The 18,078-nt window shown below is 67.6% G+C and carries 18 protein-coding genes; 3 read left to right on the forward strand and 15 right to left on the reverse strand.

Annotated features, from left to right (window positions below; translation table 11 throughout):
- Positions 1–14 precede the first annotated feature (14 nt).
- The gene (locus tag Q5Y72_RS09770; protein WP_305963222.1) at positions 15–848 is read left to right on the forward strand and encodes a shikimate dehydrogenase family protein; all 834 of its coding nucleotides are present in this window, start codon (positions 15–17) and stop codon (positions 846–848) included.
- 94 nt (positions 849–942) lie between these two features.
- Here the strand turns inward: Q5Y72_RS09770 and glyA are convergent, their stop codons facing one another.
- The 5 genes from glyA to Q5Y72_RS09795 are packed head-to-tail and all read right to left on the reverse strand — an operon-like array spanning position 943 to position 7,321.
- Positions 943–2,208 (reverse strand): serine hydroxymethyltransferase, encoded by a 1,266-nt coding sequence (glyA, locus tag Q5Y72_RS09775; protein ID WP_305963223.1) that lies wholly within the window; start codon positions 2,206–2,208, stop codon positions 943–945.
- A 28-nt stretch (positions 2,209–2,236) separates the two neighbouring features.
- Positions 2,237–2,764, reverse strand: a complete 528-nt coding sequence (locus Q5Y72_RS09780; protein WP_305963224.1) for a sarcosine oxidase subunit gamma — start codon at positions 2,762–2,764, stop codon at positions 2,237–2,239.
- 10 nt (positions 2,765–2,774) lie between these two features.
- Positions 2,775–5,759, reverse strand: a complete 2,985-nt coding sequence (locus Q5Y72_RS09785; protein ID WP_305963225.1) for a sarcosine oxidase subunit alpha — start codon at positions 5,757–5,759, stop codon at positions 2,775–2,777.
- Positions 5,756–6,055 (reverse strand): sarcosine oxidase subunit delta, encoded by a 300-nt coding sequence (locus tag Q5Y72_RS09790; RefSeq protein ID WP_305963226.1) that lies wholly within the window; start codon positions 6,053–6,055, stop codon positions 5,756–5,758. Before Q5Y72_RS09790 ends, Q5Y72_RS09785 begins: the two co-directional genes overlap by 4 nt.
- Before the next feature lie 12 nt (positions 6,056–6,067).
- Positions 6,068–7,321, reverse strand: a complete 1,254-nt coding sequence (locus Q5Y72_RS09795; protein ID WP_305963227.1) for a sarcosine oxidase subunit beta family protein — start codon at positions 7,319–7,321, stop codon at positions 6,068–6,070.
- Between the two features lie 99 nt (positions 7,322–7,420).
- On the opposite strand from Q5Y72_RS09795, the gene Q5Y72_RS09800 reads away from it, so the two are divergent.
- On the forward strand, positions 7,421–8,419 hold the full coding sequence (locus tag Q5Y72_RS09800; RefSeq protein WP_305963228.1) for a GlxA family transcriptional regulator: 999 nt from the start codon (positions 7,421–7,423) through the stop codon (positions 8,417–8,419).
- 57 nt (positions 8,420–8,476) lie between these two features.
- On the opposite strand, the gene Q5Y72_RS09805 is transcribed toward Q5Y72_RS09800, so the two are convergent.
- From Q5Y72_RS09805 to Q5Y72_RS09850, 10 genes are all read right to left on the reverse strand, one after another.
- Entirely contained in the window at positions 8,477–9,532 is a 1,056-nt protein-coding gene (locus Q5Y72_RS09805) for a Gfo/Idh/MocA family protein (protein ID WP_305963229.1), read from the reverse strand.
- Entirely contained in the window at positions 9,532–10,317 is a 786-nt protein-coding gene (locus Q5Y72_RS09810) for a ThuA domain-containing protein (RefSeq protein WP_305963230.1), read from the reverse strand. The genes Q5Y72_RS09805 and Q5Y72_RS09810 overlap by 1 nt, the downstream gene beginning before the upstream one ends.
- 66 nt (positions 10,318–10,383) lie before the next feature.
- A complete protein-coding gene (locus Q5Y72_RS09815) occupies positions 10,384–11,391 on the reverse strand; it encodes an ABC transporter ATP-binding protein (protein ID WP_305963231.1) in 1,008 nt (335 codons plus the stop codon).
- Between the two features lie 4 nt (positions 11,392–11,395).
- Complete coding sequence (locus Q5Y72_RS09820; RefSeq protein ID WP_305963232.1) at positions 11,396–12,229, reverse strand: carbohydrate ABC transporter permease; 834 nt, start codon at positions 12,227–12,229, stop codon at positions 11,396–11,398.
- Positions 12,229–13,188 (reverse strand): carbohydrate ABC transporter permease, encoded by a 960-nt coding sequence (locus Q5Y72_RS09825; RefSeq protein WP_305963233.1) that lies wholly within the window; start codon positions 13,186–13,188, stop codon positions 12,229–12,231. The genes Q5Y72_RS09820 and Q5Y72_RS09825 overlap by 1 nt, the downstream gene beginning before the upstream one ends.
- Positions 13,189–13,270: 82 nt before the next feature.
- Positions 13,271–14,539, reverse strand: coding sequence for an ABC transporter substrate-binding protein (locus Q5Y72_RS09830; protein WP_305963234.1), 1,269 nt, complete (start codon positions 14,537–14,539; stop codon positions 13,271–13,273).
- 153 nt (positions 14,540–14,692) lie between these two features.
- On the reverse strand, positions 14,693–15,721 hold the full coding sequence (locus Q5Y72_RS09835) for a substrate-binding domain-containing protein (RefSeq protein WP_305963235.1): 1,029 nt from the start codon (positions 15,719–15,721) through the stop codon (positions 14,693–14,695).
- Positions 15,722–15,871: 150 nt separating this feature from the next.
- Positions 15,872–16,285 carry a hypothetical protein gene (locus Q5Y72_RS09840; RefSeq protein ID WP_305963236.1) on the reverse strand — a complete coding sequence of 138 codons (414 nt, stop codon included), beginning with the start codon at positions 16,283–16,285 and terminating at the stop codon, positions 15,872–15,874.
- 176 nt (positions 16,286–16,461) lie between these two features.
- The gene (locus tag Q5Y72_RS09845) at positions 16,462–16,791 is read right to left on the reverse strand and encodes a hypothetical protein (protein ID WP_305963237.1); all 330 of its coding nucleotides are present in this window, start codon (positions 16,789–16,791) and stop codon (positions 16,462–16,464) included.
- Positions 16,775–17,182, reverse strand: coding sequence for a hypothetical protein (locus Q5Y72_RS09850; RefSeq protein ID WP_305963238.1), 408 nt, complete (start codon positions 17,180–17,182; stop codon positions 16,775–16,777). Before Q5Y72_RS09850 ends, Q5Y72_RS09845 begins: the two co-directional genes overlap by 17 nt.
- A gap of 436 nt (positions 17,183–17,618) precedes the next feature.
- On the opposite strand from Q5Y72_RS09850, the gene Q5Y72_RS09855 reads away from it, so the two are divergent.
- The gene (locus Q5Y72_RS09855) at positions 17,619–17,804 is read left to right on the forward strand and encodes a hypothetical protein (RefSeq protein ID WP_305963239.1); all 186 of its coding nucleotides are present in this window, start codon (positions 17,619–17,621) and stop codon (positions 17,802–17,804) included.
- The last annotated feature ends 274 nt before the right edge of the window (positions 17,805–18,078 follow it).

Raw genomic sequence — 18,078 nt, forward strand, 5'->3', positions numbered from 1 at the left:
AGGGACGAACAACCATGATTTCCGGCCATACCCGACTGATCGCCCATATCGGCGTGCCCACCGAAAGCTTCAAGGCGCCGATGATCTACAACCCCTATTTCGAGGATCGCGGCATCGACGCGGTGGTCGTGCCGATGGGCTGCGAGGTCGAGGATTTCCCGGCCTTCCTGCCGCTGGTCGCCCGGCTGCGCAATTTCGCCGGCGCGCTGATCACCATGCCCCACAAGGTCAGCGTGGTCCCGCTGCTGGACGAGGTCAGCCCGGCGGTGCGCATCTGCGGGGCCTGCAATGCGGTGCGGCGCGATGCCGAGGGGCGGCTGATCGGCGACATGTTCGACGGCGAGGGATTCTCGCGCGGGCTGATCCGCAAGGGCCGGACAGTCGCCGGCGCCTCGGCGCTGGTGGTCGGCACCGGCGGCGTCGGCTCGGCGATCGCGGCCTCGCTGGCGGGGGCCGGGGCGGCGCGGCTTGCGCTTTACGACATCAACGCGGCCTCGGCCGAGCGGCTTGCGGCCAGCCTCCGCGCGGCTTGCCCGGACCTGGCCGTCGAGACCGGCAGCAACGATCCCGCGGGCTTCGACATCGTGGTCAACGCAACGCCGATGGGCATGGCCGAGGGCGACCCGATGCCGCTGCCGGTCGAGCGGCTGTCGCCCGAGACCTTCGTCGGCGAGGTCGTGATGAAGCGTGAGGAAACCGCCTTCCTGGCCGCCGCCGCGGCGCGGGGCTGCCGGACGCAGATCGGCACAGACATGCTGTTCGAGCAGATCCCCGCCTATCTGGAGTTCTTCGGCTACCCCTCGACCACCGCGGACGAACTGCGCCGTCTGGCCAGGATCAGCTACTGAAGGGCGGCGACCGGGGACAATCGCGGCTCGCCAAGTCCACGGGCGGGGGCCGATCGAGCCTGCGATCGCGCCCCCTGCCCGGCTGATTCGGGCGTCAGGCCCCGTAGATCGGAAAGCGGTCGCACAGCGCCTTGACCTCGGCGCGGGTCGCGGCCTCGGTTTCGGCATCACCCTGGGGATTGGCGGCCAGAGCCCGCAACACGCGCAGGATCATCGTGCCGATCTGGCGGAACTCGGTCTCGCCGAAGCCGCGGGTGGTGCCTGCCGAGCTGCCCAGACGGATGCCGGATGTCACGAACGGCTTTTCGGGGTCGAAGGGGATCGCGTTCTTGTTGCAGGTCAGTCCCGCCCGCTCCAGCGCGATCTCGGCGGTCTTGCCGGTGACGCCAAGCGGGCGCAGGTCGCACAGCACCATGTGGCAGTCGGTGCCGCCCGAGACGATGCCGACGCCGCCCTCGGTCAGCGTGTCGGCCAGCGCGCGGGCATTGGCGATGACATGCCGGGCATAGTCGCCGAATTCGGGGCGCAGCGCCTCTCCGAAGGCCACCGCCTTGGCGGCGATCACATGCATGAGCGGCCCCCCCTGGTTGCCGGGGAACACCGCCGAGTTCAGCCTTTTCGCCAGCGCCTCGTCATTGGTCAGGATGATGCCGCCGCGCGGGCCGCGCAGCGTCTTGTGCGTGGTCGAGGTGGTGACATGGGCGTGCGGGATCGGGTCGGGATACTGCCCGGCGGCGATCAGCCCCGCGTAATGGGCCATGTCGACCATCAGATATGCGCCGACCTCGTCCGCGATGGCGCGGAAGGCGGCAAAGTCGATCTGGCGCGGATAGGCGCTGGCGCCGGCGACGATCAGTTTCGGGCGCTCGGCCAGGGCCTTGTCGCGGACCTTGGCCATGTCGATCAGCTGGCTGTCCTCCTCGACCTCGTAGGACACGACCTCGAACCACTTGCCCGACATGGTGACCGGCGAGCCATGCGTCAGATGGCCGCCATGGGCCAGCGACAGGCCCATGATCTTGTCGCCGGGGTTCAGCAGCGCCAGGAACACCGCCTGGTTTGCCTGCGCACCCGAATGCGGCTGGACGTTCACATGCGCCGCGCCGAACAGCTGCTTCAGACGGTCGCGGGCGATGTCCTCGACCTCGTCCATGAATTCGCAGCCGCCATAGTATCGCTTGCCCGGATAGCCTTCGGCATATTTGTTCGTCAGGACCGAGCCCTGCGCGGCCAGCACGTCGCGGCTGACGATGTTTTCCGAGGCGATCAGTTCGATCTGGTCCTGCTGGCGCCCCAGTTCGCGGCTGATGGCGGCCGCGATGGCGTCGTCGGACAGGGTGGGGGTCTTCGTGTCAAGCATCGGGGAACTCCGTGAGATGAGAGGGGGGTCAGAGGCCGGCGGCCAGTTCGGCCTCGGCCAGCGCCATCAGGTTGCGGACATGGGGCAGGAAGCTGCGCCAGACATCCATGCGGAACGCCGTCGGGCCGTCGCGCCAGATCGTCACCGTCGCGCTGTCGAAGACGGTTCGGCAGCCGCGTCCCTCGGCCAGCGCCGCGATGTCGCGCGGGCAGCCGGTGGCCAGCAGGTCCAGGACCGAGGCACCCGACAGGCGCAGCGTGATCTCGCGGTCGCTGATCTCGGTCAGGCTGTGGGGCGCGGTTGCGTATATCGCGGCGGCGGCGGCGGTCAGCGCCGAGGCTTCGGGGGCGAGGATCAGCCATTCGTCGGGGCCGAGGCACAGCGCCTCGCGCCCGTCGGCGGCGGTTCTGTCGCCGATCCGCACCGGCAGATCCAGACCCAGGGCGCGGGCCAGCTGGGCGCGATGCTGCGGCCGGACGCGCAGCGACAGGCGGGCGGACGGGGCCAGTTCCTCGATCTGCAGCGCGGCGGAAAAATCGTGTTTCTGCGTCGTCATCGCGTTCTCCTTACGCTTTCAGCCGGTCGCCGGACGGGTCATAGAACACCGTCGATGTGATCCTCGCGCGTTTCACCCCGTCGGGCATGGGGACATGCACCACCTCGCCCATCCGGTCATGGCCGCCCTCGATCACCGCCATCGCGATGGGATGGCCGAGGCTGGCCGAATCGTAGGACGAGGTGACATGGCCGACCATCTTCATCGGCAAAGGCTGGTTCGGGTCCAGGACGATCTGTGCGCCTTCCTCAAGCCGGCTGCCATCCTCGGTCAGCAAGCCGACCAGCTGCTTGCGGCCCCCGGCGACGATGTCGGGTCGCGACAGCGACCGCTTGCCCACGAAATCGGGCTTGGCCTTGCCGATCGCCCAGTCCAGCCCCGCATCCTGCGGCGTGACCGTGCCATCGGTGTCCTGGCCGACGATGATATAGCCCTTTTCGGCGCGCAGGACGTGCATCGTCTCGGTGCCATAGGGGCAGATGTCGTGGGGCTTGCCGGCATCCATCAGCGCCGTCCACAGCGCCAGCCCGTGGCGGGCGGGCACGTTCACCTCGAACCCGACCTCGCCGGTGAAGGACAGCCGGAACAGCCGCGCGGGCAACCCCGCGACGGTGCATTCGGCCACCGACATGTGCGGAAAATCGTCCCAGTCCAGCCCTTCGACAAGCGGTTTCAGGACAGCGAGGGCGTTCGGGCCGTTCAGCGCCACGGTCGCCCATTGCTCGGTGGTCGAGGTCAGCCAGACATTCAGATCGGGCCATTCGGTCTGGAGGTAGTCCTCCATCATGTTCAGCACCCGTGCGGCGCCGCCGGTGGTGGTGGTGACATGGAACAGGTCGTTCGCAAGCCGGCCGATGACGCCATCGTCGCGGATGAAGCCGTCCTCGCCCAGCAACAGCCCATAGCGACAGCGACCCGGCGCCAGCTTGGTCCAGGGGTTGGTGTACATGCGGTTCATGAACTCGACCGCGTCCGGTCCGGCGACCTCGATCTTGCCAAGCGTCGAGGCGTCGAAGATGCCGACCGAGGCACGGGTGGCCAGGCATTCGCGCGCGACGGCGGCGTGCATGTCCTCGCCGGGTTTCGGGAAATACCAGGCCCGGCGCCATTGCGCGACCGGTTCGAAGACTGCACCCTGCGCCTCGGCCCAGGGGTCGATGGGCGTCTTGCGGGTCAGCTGGAAGGTCTGCCCGCGCAGATAGCCGGCGAAAGCGCCAAAGCTGGTCGGCGTGTAGGGTGGCCGGAAGGTCGTCAGCCCGACCTGCGGCGGCGCCTTGGCCAGCGCATCGGCGGCGATCATCAGCCCGTTGATGTTGGACATCTTGCCCTGATCGGTGGCCATGCCGTTGGTGGTATAGCGCTTGACATGCTCGATCGAGCGCATGCCTTCGCGCACGGCCAGCCGCAGGTCCTTGGCGGTCACGTCGTTCTGGAAATCGACGAAGGCCTTGGCCTTGCCCGGGCTGCGGTCGGTGGGCAGTTCCGTGTGGCTGACGCCGCTGCCCGGGCGATCATTCGCGACCGCGAACTGCCGCGCCCCGGCGCTGCGCGACAGCGCGGCGACGGCGGCCAGACCGGCGGCGACGCCGTCGGCCAGGACCGGGGCATAGCCCCACAAGCCGCGCCCTGCGCCGGCGATCTGACAGGCTTCGGTCTTGCGGTCGGGCAGGAAGGTGTTGCTGTCGGCATCCCAGGCCAGCGAGCCCTTGGTGTGCGAGAACAGATGCAGCGACGGCGTCCATCCGCCCGACATCAGCAGCGCGTCGCAGGCGATCTCGCGGCCCGCGCCGACCGTGCCGCCCCGCAGCGGGTTGACGCGCACCGATGCGATGCGCAGGCGGCCCTTGGTGCCGGTCGCGGTGTGGCCTTGCAGCACCCGGATGCCGCGCTGTCTCGCCGCATCCAGCAGGTCCGCCCGGATCTCGCTGCGCGTGTCGATGATGGCGGCGATGCGGCTGCCCGCATCGGCCAGGTCGAACGCGGCGTACCAGGCGCTGTCATGGCTGGTCAGCACCGCGGGGTTGTCGCCCACCCGCACGCCATAGCGGTTCAGATAGGTCTGCGCCGCGCCCGCCAGCATGACGCCGGGGCGGTCGTTGCCATCGAAGACCAGCGGCTTTTCCAGCGCACCCTGCGCCAGCACGACCTGATCGGCCCGCACACGCCACATCCGTTCACGCGGCGCGTTGGCGGGCGGCGTGTCGAGGTGATCGGTCAGCCGTTCGCACAGGCCCACGAAGTTCTGGTGGTAATAGCCGATGGCCGTGGTGCGGGTCATCAGCCTGACGCCGTGGGCGCGCAACTCGGCCAGGCTGGCATCAAGCCATGCCCATGCCGGCTGCCCCTCGACCGTCACACCCGGGTCAGACAGCAGCGCGCCGCCCAGTTCCGGGTTCTCGTCGACCAGCACGACACGGGCACCGGATTTCGCCGCCACCAGCGCCGCCGCGATGCCCGCCGCGCCGCCGCCCACGATCAGCAGGTCGGTGTGCAGGTAGCGCGCGGCATAGCGGTCGGGATCGGCCTCGGTGGGCGATTTGCCCAGACCGGCGGCGCTGCGGATGAAGGGCTCGTAGACCTTGTCCCAGAAGGATTTCGGCCACATGAAGGTCTTGTAGTAGAACCCGGCCGAGAACAGCATGTAGGCGCGGTCGTTGATCGCGCCGATGTCGAAGGACAGGCGCGGCCATTTGTTCTGGCTTTCCGTGACCAGCCCCTTGCGCAGTTCCTGCACGGTGGCGCGCGTGTTCGGCTCGAACCGGCCGGGGCCGCGCGAGGTGCCGATCAGCGCGTTCGGTTCCTCGGAGCCTGCGGTGACGGCGCCGCGCGGGCGGTGATACTTGAACGACCGGCCCATCAGATGCACGCCGTTGGCCAGCAGCGCCGAGGCGACGGTATCGCCACGCAGGCCCGGATAGGTCTTGCCATCGAAGGTAAAGCTGATCGGCGCGCCATGATCGACGCGGCCGCGTCCGGCGATGCGATAACGGCTCATTCTGCGTCCTCCTTCGGGCTGAGGTCGGGACGGGGCGCGCCCGCCTTGTAGGTCATCAGGAACCGGTCGCTGACCGTGTCGCGCACCGCGTTGAAGAATTGCGCGCAGCCATGGATATGGCGCCAGCGTTCGAAATGCGGCCCGCGCGCATTGGTGCGGATGAACAGGAAATCGCGCCACTCCTCGTCGGACAGCGCCGAGGGATCGGCGGGCCGTGCGATATGGGCCTCGCCCGCATAGGCGAATTCCAGTTCGGGCAGGGTTTCCTCGCAGTAGGGGCAGTGGATCAGCAGCATGTGCGTGGCTCCTCAGTGCGCGACGGCGGCGGCGGCGGCTTCGTCGATCAGACGGCCGGTGGTGAAACGCTCCAACGTGAAGGGAGCGTTGATCGGATGCGGCTCGTCCTTGGCGACGGTCCAGGCGAGGGTGTGCGCCGCGCCCGGGGTCGCCTTGAAGCCGCCGGTGCCCCAGCCGCAATTGACGTAGAGACCCTTGACCGGAGTCTTGCCCAGGATCGCGCTGCGGTCGGGCGTGACATCGACGATGCCGCCCCATTTGCGCAGCATCCGCATCCGGGTGAAGATCGGGAACACCTCGCAGATGGCGGCGACGGTGTGTTCGATCAGCGGCAGGCCGCCGCGCTGGCTGTAGCTGGTATACTGGTCGGTGCCCGATCCGATCACCAATTCGCCCTTGTCGGACTGGCTGATATAGGCGTGGACGGTGTTCGACATGACCACGCAGGGGAAGATCGGCTTCACCGGCTCGCTGACCAGCGCCTGAAGGGGATAGCTCTCCAGCGGCATCCGCACGCCGGCGCTGTCCATCACCACGCTGGTATGGCCGGCGGCCGAGACCGCGACCTTCTTCGCCCGGATGAACCCCTTGGCGGTATCGACCCCGATCACCGCGCCGTCCGGTCCCCGCCGGATCGCCGTCACCGGGCAGTTCTGGATGATGTCCACGCCCCGCGCCGCCGCCGCCCGGGCATAGCCCCAGGCCACGGCGTCGTGCCGCGCCGTGCCGGCCCGCATCTGCAGTGCCGCCCCCATCACCGGATAGCGGGCATCGGGGCTGATGTTCAGCGGCGGGCAGAAGGCCTTGGCCTCTTCCTTGCTGAGCCAGCGGTTGTCGACGCCGTTCAGCCGGTTGGCGTGGATATGGCGCTGGAAGGACTGCACGTCAGGGACATTATGCGCCAGCATCATCACGCCGCGCTTGGAATACATGACGTTGTAGTTCAGCTCTTGGCTGAGGTTGTCCCACAGGTCCAGCGCGTGATCGAACAGCCGCGCGCTTTCATCATACAGATAGTTCGACCGGATGATGGTGGTGTTGCGACCGGTATTGCCGCCGCCCAGCCAACCCTTGTCGATCACCGCGACATTGGTGATGCCGTGTTCCTTGGCAAGGTAATAGGCCGCGCCCAGCCCGTGCCCGCCGGCCCCGACGATCACCACGTCATATTCCTGCTTGGGTTGGCTGTCGGGCCACTGTTCGCGCCAGCCCTTGTGGCCGGTCAGCGCGTTCTTCAGCAGCGACATGGCGGAAAAATGGGTCATGACACCTACCTCGGCGGGTTCTTTGTGATGGCGCATGAATGACAGATCCTGCCGGTCGAGGACTGGATTTCTGCGCCAGACGCATGTTACCTTTGCGCCATGCGCGACGAATCCTCCGATCCTGCCCCGCGCCTGCGCGTCGGCTTCTTGCTGGCGCGGCGCTTCACGCTGTCGGCCTTTGCCAATTTCGTCGATGTGCTGCGGCTGGCCGCCGACGAGGGCGACCGGTCGCGGCCGATCCGCTGTTCATGGCGGGTGCTGGCGACCTCGGCAGATCCGGTCCGGTCCAGTTGCGGCATCGCCGTCACGCCCGACGAGAAGCCGGGCGACCCGACGCGGTTCGACTATATCGTCGTGATCGGCGGCCTGATCGACGAGATCGAGCGGCTGTCGCCCGACTATGCCGCGTTCCTGCACCGCGCCGCACAGGCCGGGGTGCCGCTGGTGGGGGTCTGCACCGGCGCATTCATCCTGCACCGCGCCGGGCTGATGAACGGCTATCGCTGCTGCGTCAGCTGGTTTCACCACGACGATTTCCTGGAACAGTTCGACGGGCTGAACCCGGTGTCGGACCGCATCTTCGTGGTGGATCGCGACCGGCTGACCTGTTCGGGCGGCGCCAGTTCGGCGCATCTGGCGGCCTTCCTGGTGGACCGCCATATCGGCAGGGCCGCCGCGCAGAAAAGCCTGCACATCATGATCATCGACGAGGCGATGGCCGCCGACGATCCGCAGCCCGGCCTGCCGCTGGAACTGAAGACCGACGATCCGCTGGTGCGGCGCGCCCTTCTGATGCTGCAACAGAGCATGGATGCGCCGCCCTGCGTGGCCGAGATCGCGGCCCGGCTTCAGGTCAGCCGGCGCAAGCTGGAACGGCATTTCTCGACCTCGCTTGGCATGGCGCCGTCCGAGGCGTTCCTGCGGATCCGGCTGGCGCAGGTGCGGCTGCTGCTGGGCCGCCCGGATCGCACCGTCACCCAGATCGCCGCCGAGACCGGGTTCTGCGATGCCTCGCACCTGATCCGCGTCTTTGGCGAACGGGTGGGCATGACGCCCGAGGCGTGGCGCCGCGAGGCGCTGTCCGCCAGGACCGGCTGAGCCGCCCGTGCCGGGGTTTGTGGCGGCGCCCGGGAGGACAGGCGCCGCCTCGGCGCTTCAGACGGCGAGGCTGATGCCGGCCTGAAGTGCCGAATCCTCGGCGCGGTCCAGCAGATGCTGAAGCGATGCGCCGCGGGCGAAGTCGGGGTCCGGCGGCCCCTCGCCGCGGATCGCATCGATGAAACGCTGATAGATCGGCACGACCGGCGGGCAGTCGACCTCGCGCCATTCGGCCGTCTGCAGATCGGGCGCAAGGCAGGCGCGCAACATGCTTTGCTGACGCTCGAAGGTGACTTCCAGCCCACCCAGATCACCATAGATGCGCAGCCGCAGATCGTTCAGATGGCCGCTGGCAAAGCGCGTCGCGGCGACCGTGCCGATGGTGCCGTTCTCCAGCAGAAGCTGCATGGTCACGCTGTCATTGGCGTCCAGCAGATAGTCGCCGACGCGCCCCTCCGGCGCCTTTTCGAAGGTCGCCAGCCGGCACGAGACCTCGCGCGCGTTCTGCGCCGCGATGAAGGTCGCGAAATCGAGGATGTGGATGCCCACATCGCCCAGCACGCCCTTGGACCCATGCATCGTGGACAGCCGCCACAGCCACTGGCTTTCGGTCCTCCAGTCGCCCCATGCCGGCTGGGTCAGCCAGCTTTGCAGGTAGGACGCCTCGAAATGCCGCACCGTGCCGATCTGCCCCGACCGGACCATCCGTGCCGCCTGCTGCAGCGCGGGCACGTTGCGGTAGGACAGGTTCACCATGTTCACCACGCCCGCCGCCTGTGCTGCGGCGGCCATCCGGTCGGCATCGGCGGCCGAGGTCGCCAGCGGCTTTTCGCACAGGACATGCTTGCCCCGTTCCAGAAGCGGCATGGTGGTGGGGTAATGGACCGCATCCGGCGTGACGTTCGTCACCGCGTCGAACTGGCCCCACAGCAGGGCTTCGTCCAGCGAGGTGAAGCTGTTGGGGATGCCATGCGCCTCGCAGAAGGCGCTCAGTTGGGCCGGCCGGGTATCGACGCCGGCGACCACCTCGACGCCGGGGATCTCGGCAAAGCCGCGGGCGTGGTGCTGGGCCATGCCGCCGGTGCCAAGGACCACGATGCGAACCGGCGTCATCAGCGGTACCCCGCCTCGCCCGCCTCGTGCAGACGCGGGCCGCGCTCTTCGATCGGCTCCAGCGCCTCGTGGACGGGCACGTTGGGCGCGGCCGAGGGGTCGGCGATGCGCGCGGCGGGATTGGCCGCCCAATGCGCCGCATTGACCATGACGCGCCGCACATTGGCGTCGAAATAGGTCGGGTAGGTCTCGTGACCCGGGCGGAAATAGAAAATGTTTCCAGCCCCTCGCCTGTAGGTCAGCCCCGAGCGGAACACCTCGCCGCCAGCGAACCAGCTGACAAACACCGTCTCCAACGGTTCGGGCACGCCGAAGGGTTCGCCATACATTTCCTCGTGCTCCAGTTCGAAATGGCCCGAAAGTCCCGCGGTGATCGGGTGGTTGGGCGCGGTGATCCACAGCCGCTCGCGTTCGCCGGCCTCGCGCCAGGTGAGGTTGCAGGGGCTGCCCATCAGCCGCTTGAACGGCTTCGAGAAATGCGCCGAATGCAGGAACACGAGACCCATCCCGGACCACACGGCGTTGCAGACCCGATCGACCACATGGTCGGCGACCTCGCCATGCGCGCAATGGCCCCACCAGAACAGCACATCGGTCTGTGCAAGGCGGTCGTCGGTCAGGCCATGCTCGGGCTCTTGCAGCGTGGCGGTGGTGGCGCGGATCGCAGGATCCTCGTTCAGCGCCTCGGCGATCGTGCCGTGGATGCCCTCGGGATAGACCGAGGCCACCAGCCTGTTCTTCTGCTCGTGGACGTTTTCATTCCACACGGTGACGCGGATGGTCATGTCTTCTCCTTGATCGTGCCGCGGACGCGCCGCAGGTGTGACATGTCGGGTTAGAGGGCCGCCGGATCAGCGGATCGGCCGACCCTGATCGTCAAAGCGGTGCAACTGCCCGGCCTGCGGCTGCAGGCTGATGCGGCTGCCATAGGGGATCGCCAGCTTGCCCGGCTGGCGCACCACCACGGGTTCATCCGCACCGATGTCGACGAAGAGGAAGTTGTCCGATCCCAGATCCTCGGCATGGACCACCTCGCCCTGCCACTCGCCGCTGCCATCGGGTGACAGCTCGATATGTTCGGGGCGCGCGCCAAGCGTGGCGCAGCCCTTGTCGCGGGCAAAATCCCCGGTCAGGAAGTTCATCTTGGGGCTGCCGATGAAGCCTGCGACGAAGATGGAATTCGGGTTCTCGTAAAGCTCCGCCGGGGTGCCGACCTGCTCCAGCCGGCCATCGCGCAGCACCGCGATGCGGTCGGCCAGTGTCATCGCCTCGACCTGGTCGTGGGTGACGTAGATCATCGTGGTGTCATCCATCGAATGATGCAGCCTGGCGATCTCCAGCCGCGTCTGCACGCGCAGCGCGGCATCCAGGTTGGACAGGGGCTCGTCGAACAGGAACACCCGCGGGTCGCGGACGATCGCGCGGCCGATGGCCACCCGCTGCCGCTGGCCGCCCGACAGCTGCTTGGGCAGCCGGTCCAGCAGGTGGTCGATCTGCAGCAGGCGCGCCGCGTCGCGCACCCGCCGGTCGGTCTCGGCCTTGTCGGCCTTGGCCAGCTTCATGCCGAAGGCCATGTTGTCATAGACCTTCATGTGGGGGTACAGCGCATAGCTCTGGAACACCATCGCGATGCCCCGGTCCGAAGGCACGAGGCTGTTCACCCGTTCCCCGTCGAACAGCATGTCGCCGCTGGTGATGTCCTCGAGCCCCGAGACCAGCCGCAGCAGCGTGGACTTGCCGCAGCCCGAGGGGCCGACGAATACCATGAACTCGCCCTTGCGGATTTCCAGGTCGATGCCCTTGATGACGTTGACGGCGCCATAGGATTTGGTGACGTTCTTCAGTTCGATCTTCGCCATGGGTTCAGCCTTTCACACCGCCAGCGGTCAGCCCCGCCACGATCTTGCGTTGGAAGATGAGAACGAGGCCGATCAGCGGCACCGTCACGATGACCGAGGCCGCCATGATCGGACCCCACGGGATTTCCTGTTGCGAGGCGCCCGACAGCAGCGCGATGGCCACCGGCACCGTCCGCATCGTCTCGGAGCTGGTGAAGGTCAGCGCGAACAGGAATTCGTTCCACGCCCCGATGAAGGCCAGCAGCCCCGTCGTCACCAGCGCCGGCCACAGCAGCGGCAGGAAGACGCGGGTGATGATGACCCAGGGCGTCGCGCCATCCACGATCGCGGCCTCCTCGATCTCGACGGGCAGGTCGCGCATGAAGGTGGTCAGCACCCAGACCGTGAAGGGCAGCGTGAAGATCGTGTAGCTGAGGATCAGCGCCCAGGGGGTGTTGAAGATGCCCAGAAAGCGGATCAGCTCGAACAGGCCGGCCAGCACGGCGATCTGCGGAAACATCGACACGGCGAGGATGGTCAGCAGCAATAGTCCCCGGCCCCGGAACCGCAGCCGGGCCAGCGCGTAGGAGGCGGTGACGGCCAGGAACAGGGCAAAGCCCACCGTGCAGCCTGCGATCAGCACCGAATTCAGGATCGAGCGCGGAAAGTTGCGGCTGCTCAGCACGGCCTGGTAGTTGGACCAGTCGAACACCTTGGGCCAGTAGTTGACCTGGAACAGCGCCGTGCCGGTCGAGAAGCTGGTGACGATCGCGTAGTAGAACGGGAACACCGAAAAGACCACGATCACCGCCACAAGCGCGTAAAAGGCGATGGATTTCAGAAGCGCGTTGGCCTGCATCACGAACGGTCCCCCGACAGGTCGACGCGGCCCAGCCAGATGTAGAGGCTGACGAACACGGCGATGATGGCGAACAGCAGGGTCGACTGGGCGGCCCCGTAGGCGAACTTGTCGAAGTCGATCATGTTCTCGCGGCTGATGACCGACATCGTCTTGGTCGCCGCCGAGTTCGGCGTCAGCACATAGACCAGATCGAAGATCCGCAGCGCGTCGAGGATGCGGAAGATCACCGCGACCATCAGCGCCGGCTTGATCAGCGGCAGCGTCACCCTGAAGAACACCTTCACCGGATGCACCCCGTCGATGCGCGCCGCCTCGTAGATATCGCGCGGCACCATCTGCAGTCCGGCCAGGATCAGCAGCGCCATGAAGGGCGTGGTCTTCCAGATGTCCACGATCAGCACGGCGGTCATCGCCGTCTCGATGTTCGCGGTCCAGGCGATCTTCTGGCTGATGATCCCGAGGTTCAGCAGGATATCGTTGATGATCCCGAACTGGTCATTCAGCATCCAGCCCCACATCTTCGCCGAGACGATCGTGGGGATCGCCCAGGGGATCAGGATCGCGGCCCGGACCAGCGCGCGGCCCCGGAACTGCGCGTTCATGACCAGCGCGACGATCAGGCCGAAGACGGTCTCGAACGCGACCGAGACCAGCGAGAAGCGCACCGTGTTCCAGACCGCGTTCCACCAGGCCGGATCGACCAGGGTGCCGCGAAGGACCGTGCGCCCCGAGGACAGCGTGCGCACCTGAAGATAGTTGTCGAAGCCGATCCACTTCGCGTCATACAGGTTCGACAGCGTGGCATCGGTGAAGGAAAACCAGATCGTGCGCAGCAGCGGCCATGCGGCCACGCAGAACAGCGCGATCAGCATCGGCGCAAGGAACCAGAAGGCCGCCTTCTGCCTGCGCTGCTGCAGGCTGGGACCGGCGGCGCGGCCCAGGGATGGTGTCGTCATGTGGGAACTCCTCGTGCGGGCCCGACCGGGCCTGTGGCGGGGCGGGCGCGAGGAACGCCCGACCCGGCGGCAGCCGGCTGGACTACCAGCCCGACCCCTTCAGGTCGTCGAGGTCCAGTTCCAGCAGTTCGAGATTCTCGGCCGCGCTGCCATCGCCCGACAGGGTCTGGTGGACCGCCGACCAGAACCGTGCCGACACCTCGTTGTACTTGCCCTTGGTCGGCGCCGAGGGGCGCGGGACGGCCTGTTCGAACACCGGCTTCCAGCGCGGGATCAGCGGCACCTGCTGGGCGATCTCGGGGTCGTCGAAAAGCGCGGTGATCGTGGGCAGGTTGCTGTTGTTCAGGGCGGTGGCCTTCTGCCCCTCGATCCCCGCGAGATACAGCGCAAGGCTGATCGCGGCCTCCTGCTTGGTCGAGTATTTCGACACCGCGACGTTCCAGCCGCCAAGCGTGGCCGCCGATCCCTCGCCGCCCGACGGCAGCGGCGCCACGTCGAACTTGCCCTTCACCGCGCTGTCATCGCCGTTCGACAGCGAGAAGGCATAGGGCCAGTTGCGCATGAACACGGCGTTACCGGTTTGCCAGACGCCACGCGCCTCTTCCTCCATATAGGACATCACGCCCGGGGGGCTGATCGTCCCAACCCATTCCTTGGCGACCTCCAGCGCCCTGACTGCGTTCTCGTTGTTGATCGAGATGGTGCCGTCGGGCTCGACGATCTGCCCGCCGCCGGCGGATTTCACCCATTCCAGCGCATTGCAGGTCAACCCCTCATAGGCGTTGCCCTGCCACACATAGCCCCACAGGTCGGCATTGCCCTCGGCGCGTTCGGCCTCCTGGATCTCCTGGGCCACGCGGGTCAGGTCCGCCCATGTCTCGGGGACCGCCTTGCCGTGCTTTTCCAGCAGGTCGCTGCGGTAATACAGCGCGGGGGCATCGGTGAACAGCGGCAGCGCGACCAGCTTGCCATCGACGGTCTGGCTGGCGATCACCGACTCGAAATGCTGCGGAATCAGGTCCTTGGCCGCCTCGGTCAGATCGACAAAGTGATCGGCAAGCTGCGGCGCCCAGATCACGTCGGTCTGGTAGAGGTCGATATCGGCGGTGCCGGCCGCCAGCCACAGCCGGTATTGCGCGAACTGGTCCGAGGTCGAGGCGGGCATCGGCACAATGGTGACGGTATGGCCGGTCGCGTCCTCCCAGGGCTTCACGGTCTTCTTGAAGTTCTCGATGGCGTTGCCGACCGCGCCGCTGACATAGGACAGCTCTTCCGCCCAGGCGGCCGGTGCGCTTGTCGCGGCCAGTATGGCCAGCGCCGACAGCCCCGACCTTATGCCGTTGATCTTCATGTTGGCCTCTCCTCCCCCCAAGGCGCGATGCCGACACGGCCCGCGCAATCTCCCCGCCCGGACCGATGCGCGCCGCGAGGCACTATCCGAAACGTTTCGGGTGATTTAGCGCAAACATTGCCTTCCTGTCAACGATTCGGTTGGTTTCGGGGATCAGACGCGCGGAGCGGCGGTGGAATCGCGCAGGATCATGCGATGGGGTCCGACGATCTGTGCCTGCTTCAGCGGCGCGCCGTCGAGACTGGCGGCAAGGCAGCCCGCCAGCGGCTGCCAACTGTCGCGCAGCGGCGCGTCCGACACGCTGAGAGCCGGGAAAAACGCGGCACTTTTCAGGGTGGCCAGGTGATCGTCATGCGCGATCACCGAAACATCCCCCGGGATCGCCAGCCCAAGCGCATTGGCGGCATGATAGACGCCCTTTGCCACGCGGGTATTGCCGCAGATGATCGCCGTCGGCGCCGCCGCACCGGGGGCGAACAGGTCGACCACCGAAACAAGGCCCAGCGCCTCGGTCATCTCGCCATTGCGGATGATCGCGCCGTCGGGATCGAGACCCGCACCCGCCATCGCCCGCAGGAAACCGGTCCGCCGGGCGGTGACGTAGGTGCGGCCCGGAACGCCGTTGAGCAAGGCGATACGGCGATGGCCAAGGCCGATGAGGTGACCGGCCAGGTCGAAGAAAATGCATTCGTTATCAATGTCGAAATAGGCGTGCCGGGGCTCGGACCCGATCCTGCCATGGACGACGAACGGGATGCCCTCGCCGGCCAGCAGGGCGGCGCGGGGATCATCCTCCTGCGGATCGGTCAGCACGAAGCCATCCAAGGCCCCGTGACCGATGAGACGCTGATAGACCGGCAGGATCGGCTCGTCCTGACGGGCGACATGCAGGACGAACTGCATCCCACGCGCCGAAAACTGGGTCGACAGCCCGGCCACCACCTCCATGAACAGCCCGTCCGAGGCGAGGTCGGGGGCCTGCGGCACCACCAGCCCCACCATGCCCGAGCGTCCGGACACCAGCTTGCGCGCCGACAGGTTCGGCTGGTAGCGCAGCGTGCGGGCCACCGCCTTGACCCGCTCTCGCGTGTCGGGATTGACGTCGGAATGACCGTTCAGCGCACGGCTGACCTGAGTGACCGAAAGACCCGCCGCCTTCGCGACATCCTTGAGAGTTGCCATCGTTCCTTCCGCCGGGTGATCCGAAACGCTTTCGGATGCCAGAGGGGCCATATACCATCCTTCGGCGGGTGACGCGATCAGCTTCTGGGAAGGCTCGGGGCGTCTCGCCTGCGGAGCTGCGAGGCTGCAAAGGTCCGCAAGCGCGTCCCGTCAGGGCAGATCGTCCAGTCGGATCCGAGAGGCCACTGCATCCGCGCCGGACCCGCCGCCCCGATCATCCACCCAGGCGCCGGGAATGTCGTCACCGCTGCGATGGCGGCGATCTTCTGGCAAGGCGCATCGACAACGGTCGGCCGTTCCCGGATCGGCAGGCGGATCCAGGCAGGCATTGCAATGCCTGTTGCGCCGAAGCCGATCCCGGATCGGCCCGGCCTGACAAGAGCGACGCACCGCCGAAGGGTTCGGCTGGCTGAACGGCGACCCGCTGCTGTCGGATGTCGCCGGATCATGCACCCGCGTCCCCATGATCGCGACGCGCTGCCGTACCGCGCCGGGGTTGGCGGGTCTGCGCTGACAGGCCACAACCGCAGCGTGGGACATCTCGGGATCGCCCTCGGCAAGCATCGCCGCGATTTCGGCCAGCGGGTCATCTGCGGCCAGGGGCCTGTGCGCTTCTCTCGCATTCCTTCCCGGCCTCAGAGGTCGCACAAAGCTGCCCGGCCGCCATGACACGAGGCCCGCTCGCGGCAAGCAGCGCCTCCGCAAGGCCCGCAAGGATCAGCCCGCGCCCCCGCGGCCCCTCAGCCCCGCAGCGGCAGGGTGCTGCGGCGGGCGTTGCGGCCGCCGGCCTTGACCTTGCGTTGCCCATGGTCCCGGTCGCCGCGCGGGCATGCGCAGAAACGTCCCGGGCGCCAGGGCGCGCTATCGTTGAGCGTCCGGGCACCGCTTTCGCCGATGGTGGATTTCGCAGTTCCGACTGCATCCGTGGCCAGGCAGCAGTCGATCAGCTTCGCCGCGGTGATGGTGTCGCCCGGAATCGTGACGTTGGGCCATCCGATGCCCCGATGAACGGTCCCAGGCGCACGGATCGCGGATGGCCCGCCCGCAAGGATCTCACCGGGCGGCGTCACGGCACCTGGCTTCGGTTGCCGTCGGCTGAACCTGCATCCGCGGCGTGAGGAGCATGTGGTGAACCACAAGCGCCTGTTCCACATCTACCACGAGAAGCGGCTGCGTGCGGGCTTGCGCGGTTCGTCCCCTTGCGTCCGGTGCAGCGCGCCTTCGGCCTGCTCCTGTGCGGCCTCCAGGACGCCTGGGAGCCAGGTCGGCATCCGCGAGCGGCAGAGCGCAGTGGTCGGGCGACAGCGTCTCGGACCGCTTGCCGAAGCGCTCGCACCGTGCTGCAGGCAAGATGCCTTCAAGCCGGCGGTCGGCCTCCAGAACCTCCATCAGCGCCGCCTGCACCTCGGCGAGACGGGCCTTCAGGCCAGCGTTCGCGCGGCTGAGAGCGTCGGCATCCATGCCCTTGGGTGGACCACGCTGATGCTGTTCGGGCGAGCAAAGACGCGGACGTCCCGTGCATCAGACCGCTCACCGCGCTATCAGTGGACGCGATGCCCGGTCCGCTCGGCCAAGTCGCCAGTCAGGCCCCTCGAACAGCGCCGCAAGCCGCGCCGACGACAGCCGCATCGCCGCCTGCGGGACGAACTCCTGGACGAGACCGTGTTCCCGTCATGACGCTGTTGCCCGCTGCAATGACCTGCCGGCTGGTCGCCTGCCAGCCCGGACCCGGACCCCGCCAATCGAGGCACCGGGGAGAGGGTCGCCCTCGCCGCGGGATGCTGACCTCCGTGCTGGCGACGGCTGTCAGCATCGGGCTGGCCGACAAGGGTCTGAAATGACCCGGCCCGGCGTCCCGGACAAGCCTCTCGCGGCGCGTTTGCCGATTTCAGCCGTCATGCTGGACCTGTCTCCGGCCCATCTCGCGACGCGGATCTCCGCGCCGATCCTGCCGACACGAATTCCGCTGATGCGGGTCGATGAGGCACCCGCCGGCGATTTGGTCGCGCCGACGCCGGCGATCCGGGGATTTCGGAGCTGCTGCGGACGGGCCAATCACCGGCCGCGTGGCGCCGGGCCTTGAACTGGCAAATGAACAGGGCGGGCATCTGCCCATGGCGCGGCGGGCGGTGAGGCTGGTGGGCCGGATCTCGCCACTGGGCCTGGCGAGTCTGCGGGCCAACCGCGTCGCGGGCCATGACCGGCCGGCGGGAACGGTCTGACCGTCGGCGATGTCGCCGACACCCGGAACATCGCCGGATCTTGGGCGTCCGAGACTTCTCGGCGGCGGGCAGGCGGGGCGTTCGATCCGGCCGGGCAATGTGCCGGGGTTCAGCGTGCAGCTGGCGCTGCGGATC

The organism is Paracoccus spongiarum, from assembly GCF_030732095.1.
In the GTDB taxonomy this organism is placed as follows: Bacteria; Pseudomonadota; Alphaproteobacteria; order Rhodobacterales; family Rhodobacteraceae; genus Paracoccus; species Paracoccus spongiarum.

Coding starts and splice junctions, on each gene's coding strand:
- Q5Y72_RS09800 (WP_305963228.1), top strand. CDS start 7,421: ATGCGCGACGAATCCTCCGATCCTGCCCCGCGCCTGCGCGTCGGCTTC.
- Q5Y72_RS09835 (WP_305963235.1), bottom strand. CDS start 15,721: ATGGCAACTCTCAAGGATGTCGCGAAGGCGGCGGGTCTTTCGGTCACT.
- Q5Y72_RS09770 (WP_305963222.1), top strand. CDS start 15: ATGATTTCCGGCCATACCCGACTGATCGCCCATATCGGCGTGCCCACC.
- Q5Y72_RS09790 (WP_305963226.1), bottom strand. CDS start 6,055: ATGCTGCTGATCCACTGCCCCTACTGCGAGGAAACCCTGCCCGAACTG.
- glyA (WP_305963223.1), bottom strand. CDS start 2,208: ATGCTTGACACGAAGACCCCCACCCTGTCCGACGACGCCATCGCGGCC.
- Q5Y72_RS09785 (WP_305963225.1), bottom strand. CDS start 5,759: ATGAGCCGTTATCGCATCGCCGGACGCGGCCGCGTCGATCATGGCGCG.
- Q5Y72_RS09795 (WP_305963227.1), bottom strand. CDS start 7,321: ATGACCCATTTTTCCGCCATGTCGCTGCTGAAGAACGCGCTGACCGGC.
- Q5Y72_RS09825 (WP_305963233.1), bottom strand. CDS start 13,188: ATGACGACACCATCCCTGGGCCGCGCCGCCGGTCCCAGCCTGCAGCAG.
- Q5Y72_RS09805 (WP_305963229.1), bottom strand. CDS start 9,532: ATGACGCCGGTTCGCATCGTGGTCCTTGGCACCGGCGGCATGGCCCAG.
- Q5Y72_RS09840 (WP_305963236.1), bottom strand. CDS start 16,285: ATGCTTGCCGAGGGCGATCCCGAGATGTCCCACGCTGCGGTTGTGGCC.
- Q5Y72_RS09780 (WP_305963224.1), bottom strand. CDS start 2,764: ATGACGACGCAGAAACACGATTTTTCCGCCGCGCTGCAGATCGAGGAA.
- Q5Y72_RS09855 (WP_305963239.1), top strand. CDS start 17,619: ATGCTGGACCTGTCTCCGGCCCATCTCGCGACGCGGATCTCCGCGCCG.
- Q5Y72_RS09850 (WP_305963238.1), bottom strand. CDS start 17,182: ATGGATGCCGACGCTCTCAGCCGCGCGAACGCTGGCCTGAAGGCCCGT.
- Q5Y72_RS09830 (WP_305963234.1), bottom strand. CDS start 14,539: ATGAAGATCAACGGCATAAGGTCGGGGCTGTCGGCGCTGGCCATACTG.
- Q5Y72_RS09810 (WP_305963230.1), bottom strand. CDS start 10,317: ATGACCATCCGCGTCACCGTGTGGAATGAAAACGTCCACGAGCAGAAG.
- Q5Y72_RS09815 (WP_305963231.1), bottom strand. CDS start 11,391: ATGGCGAAGATCGAACTGAAGAACGTCACCAAATCCTATGGCGCCGTC.
- Q5Y72_RS09820 (WP_305963232.1), bottom strand. CDS start 12,229: ATGCAGGCCAACGCGCTTCTGAAATCCATCGCCTTTTACGCGCTTGTG.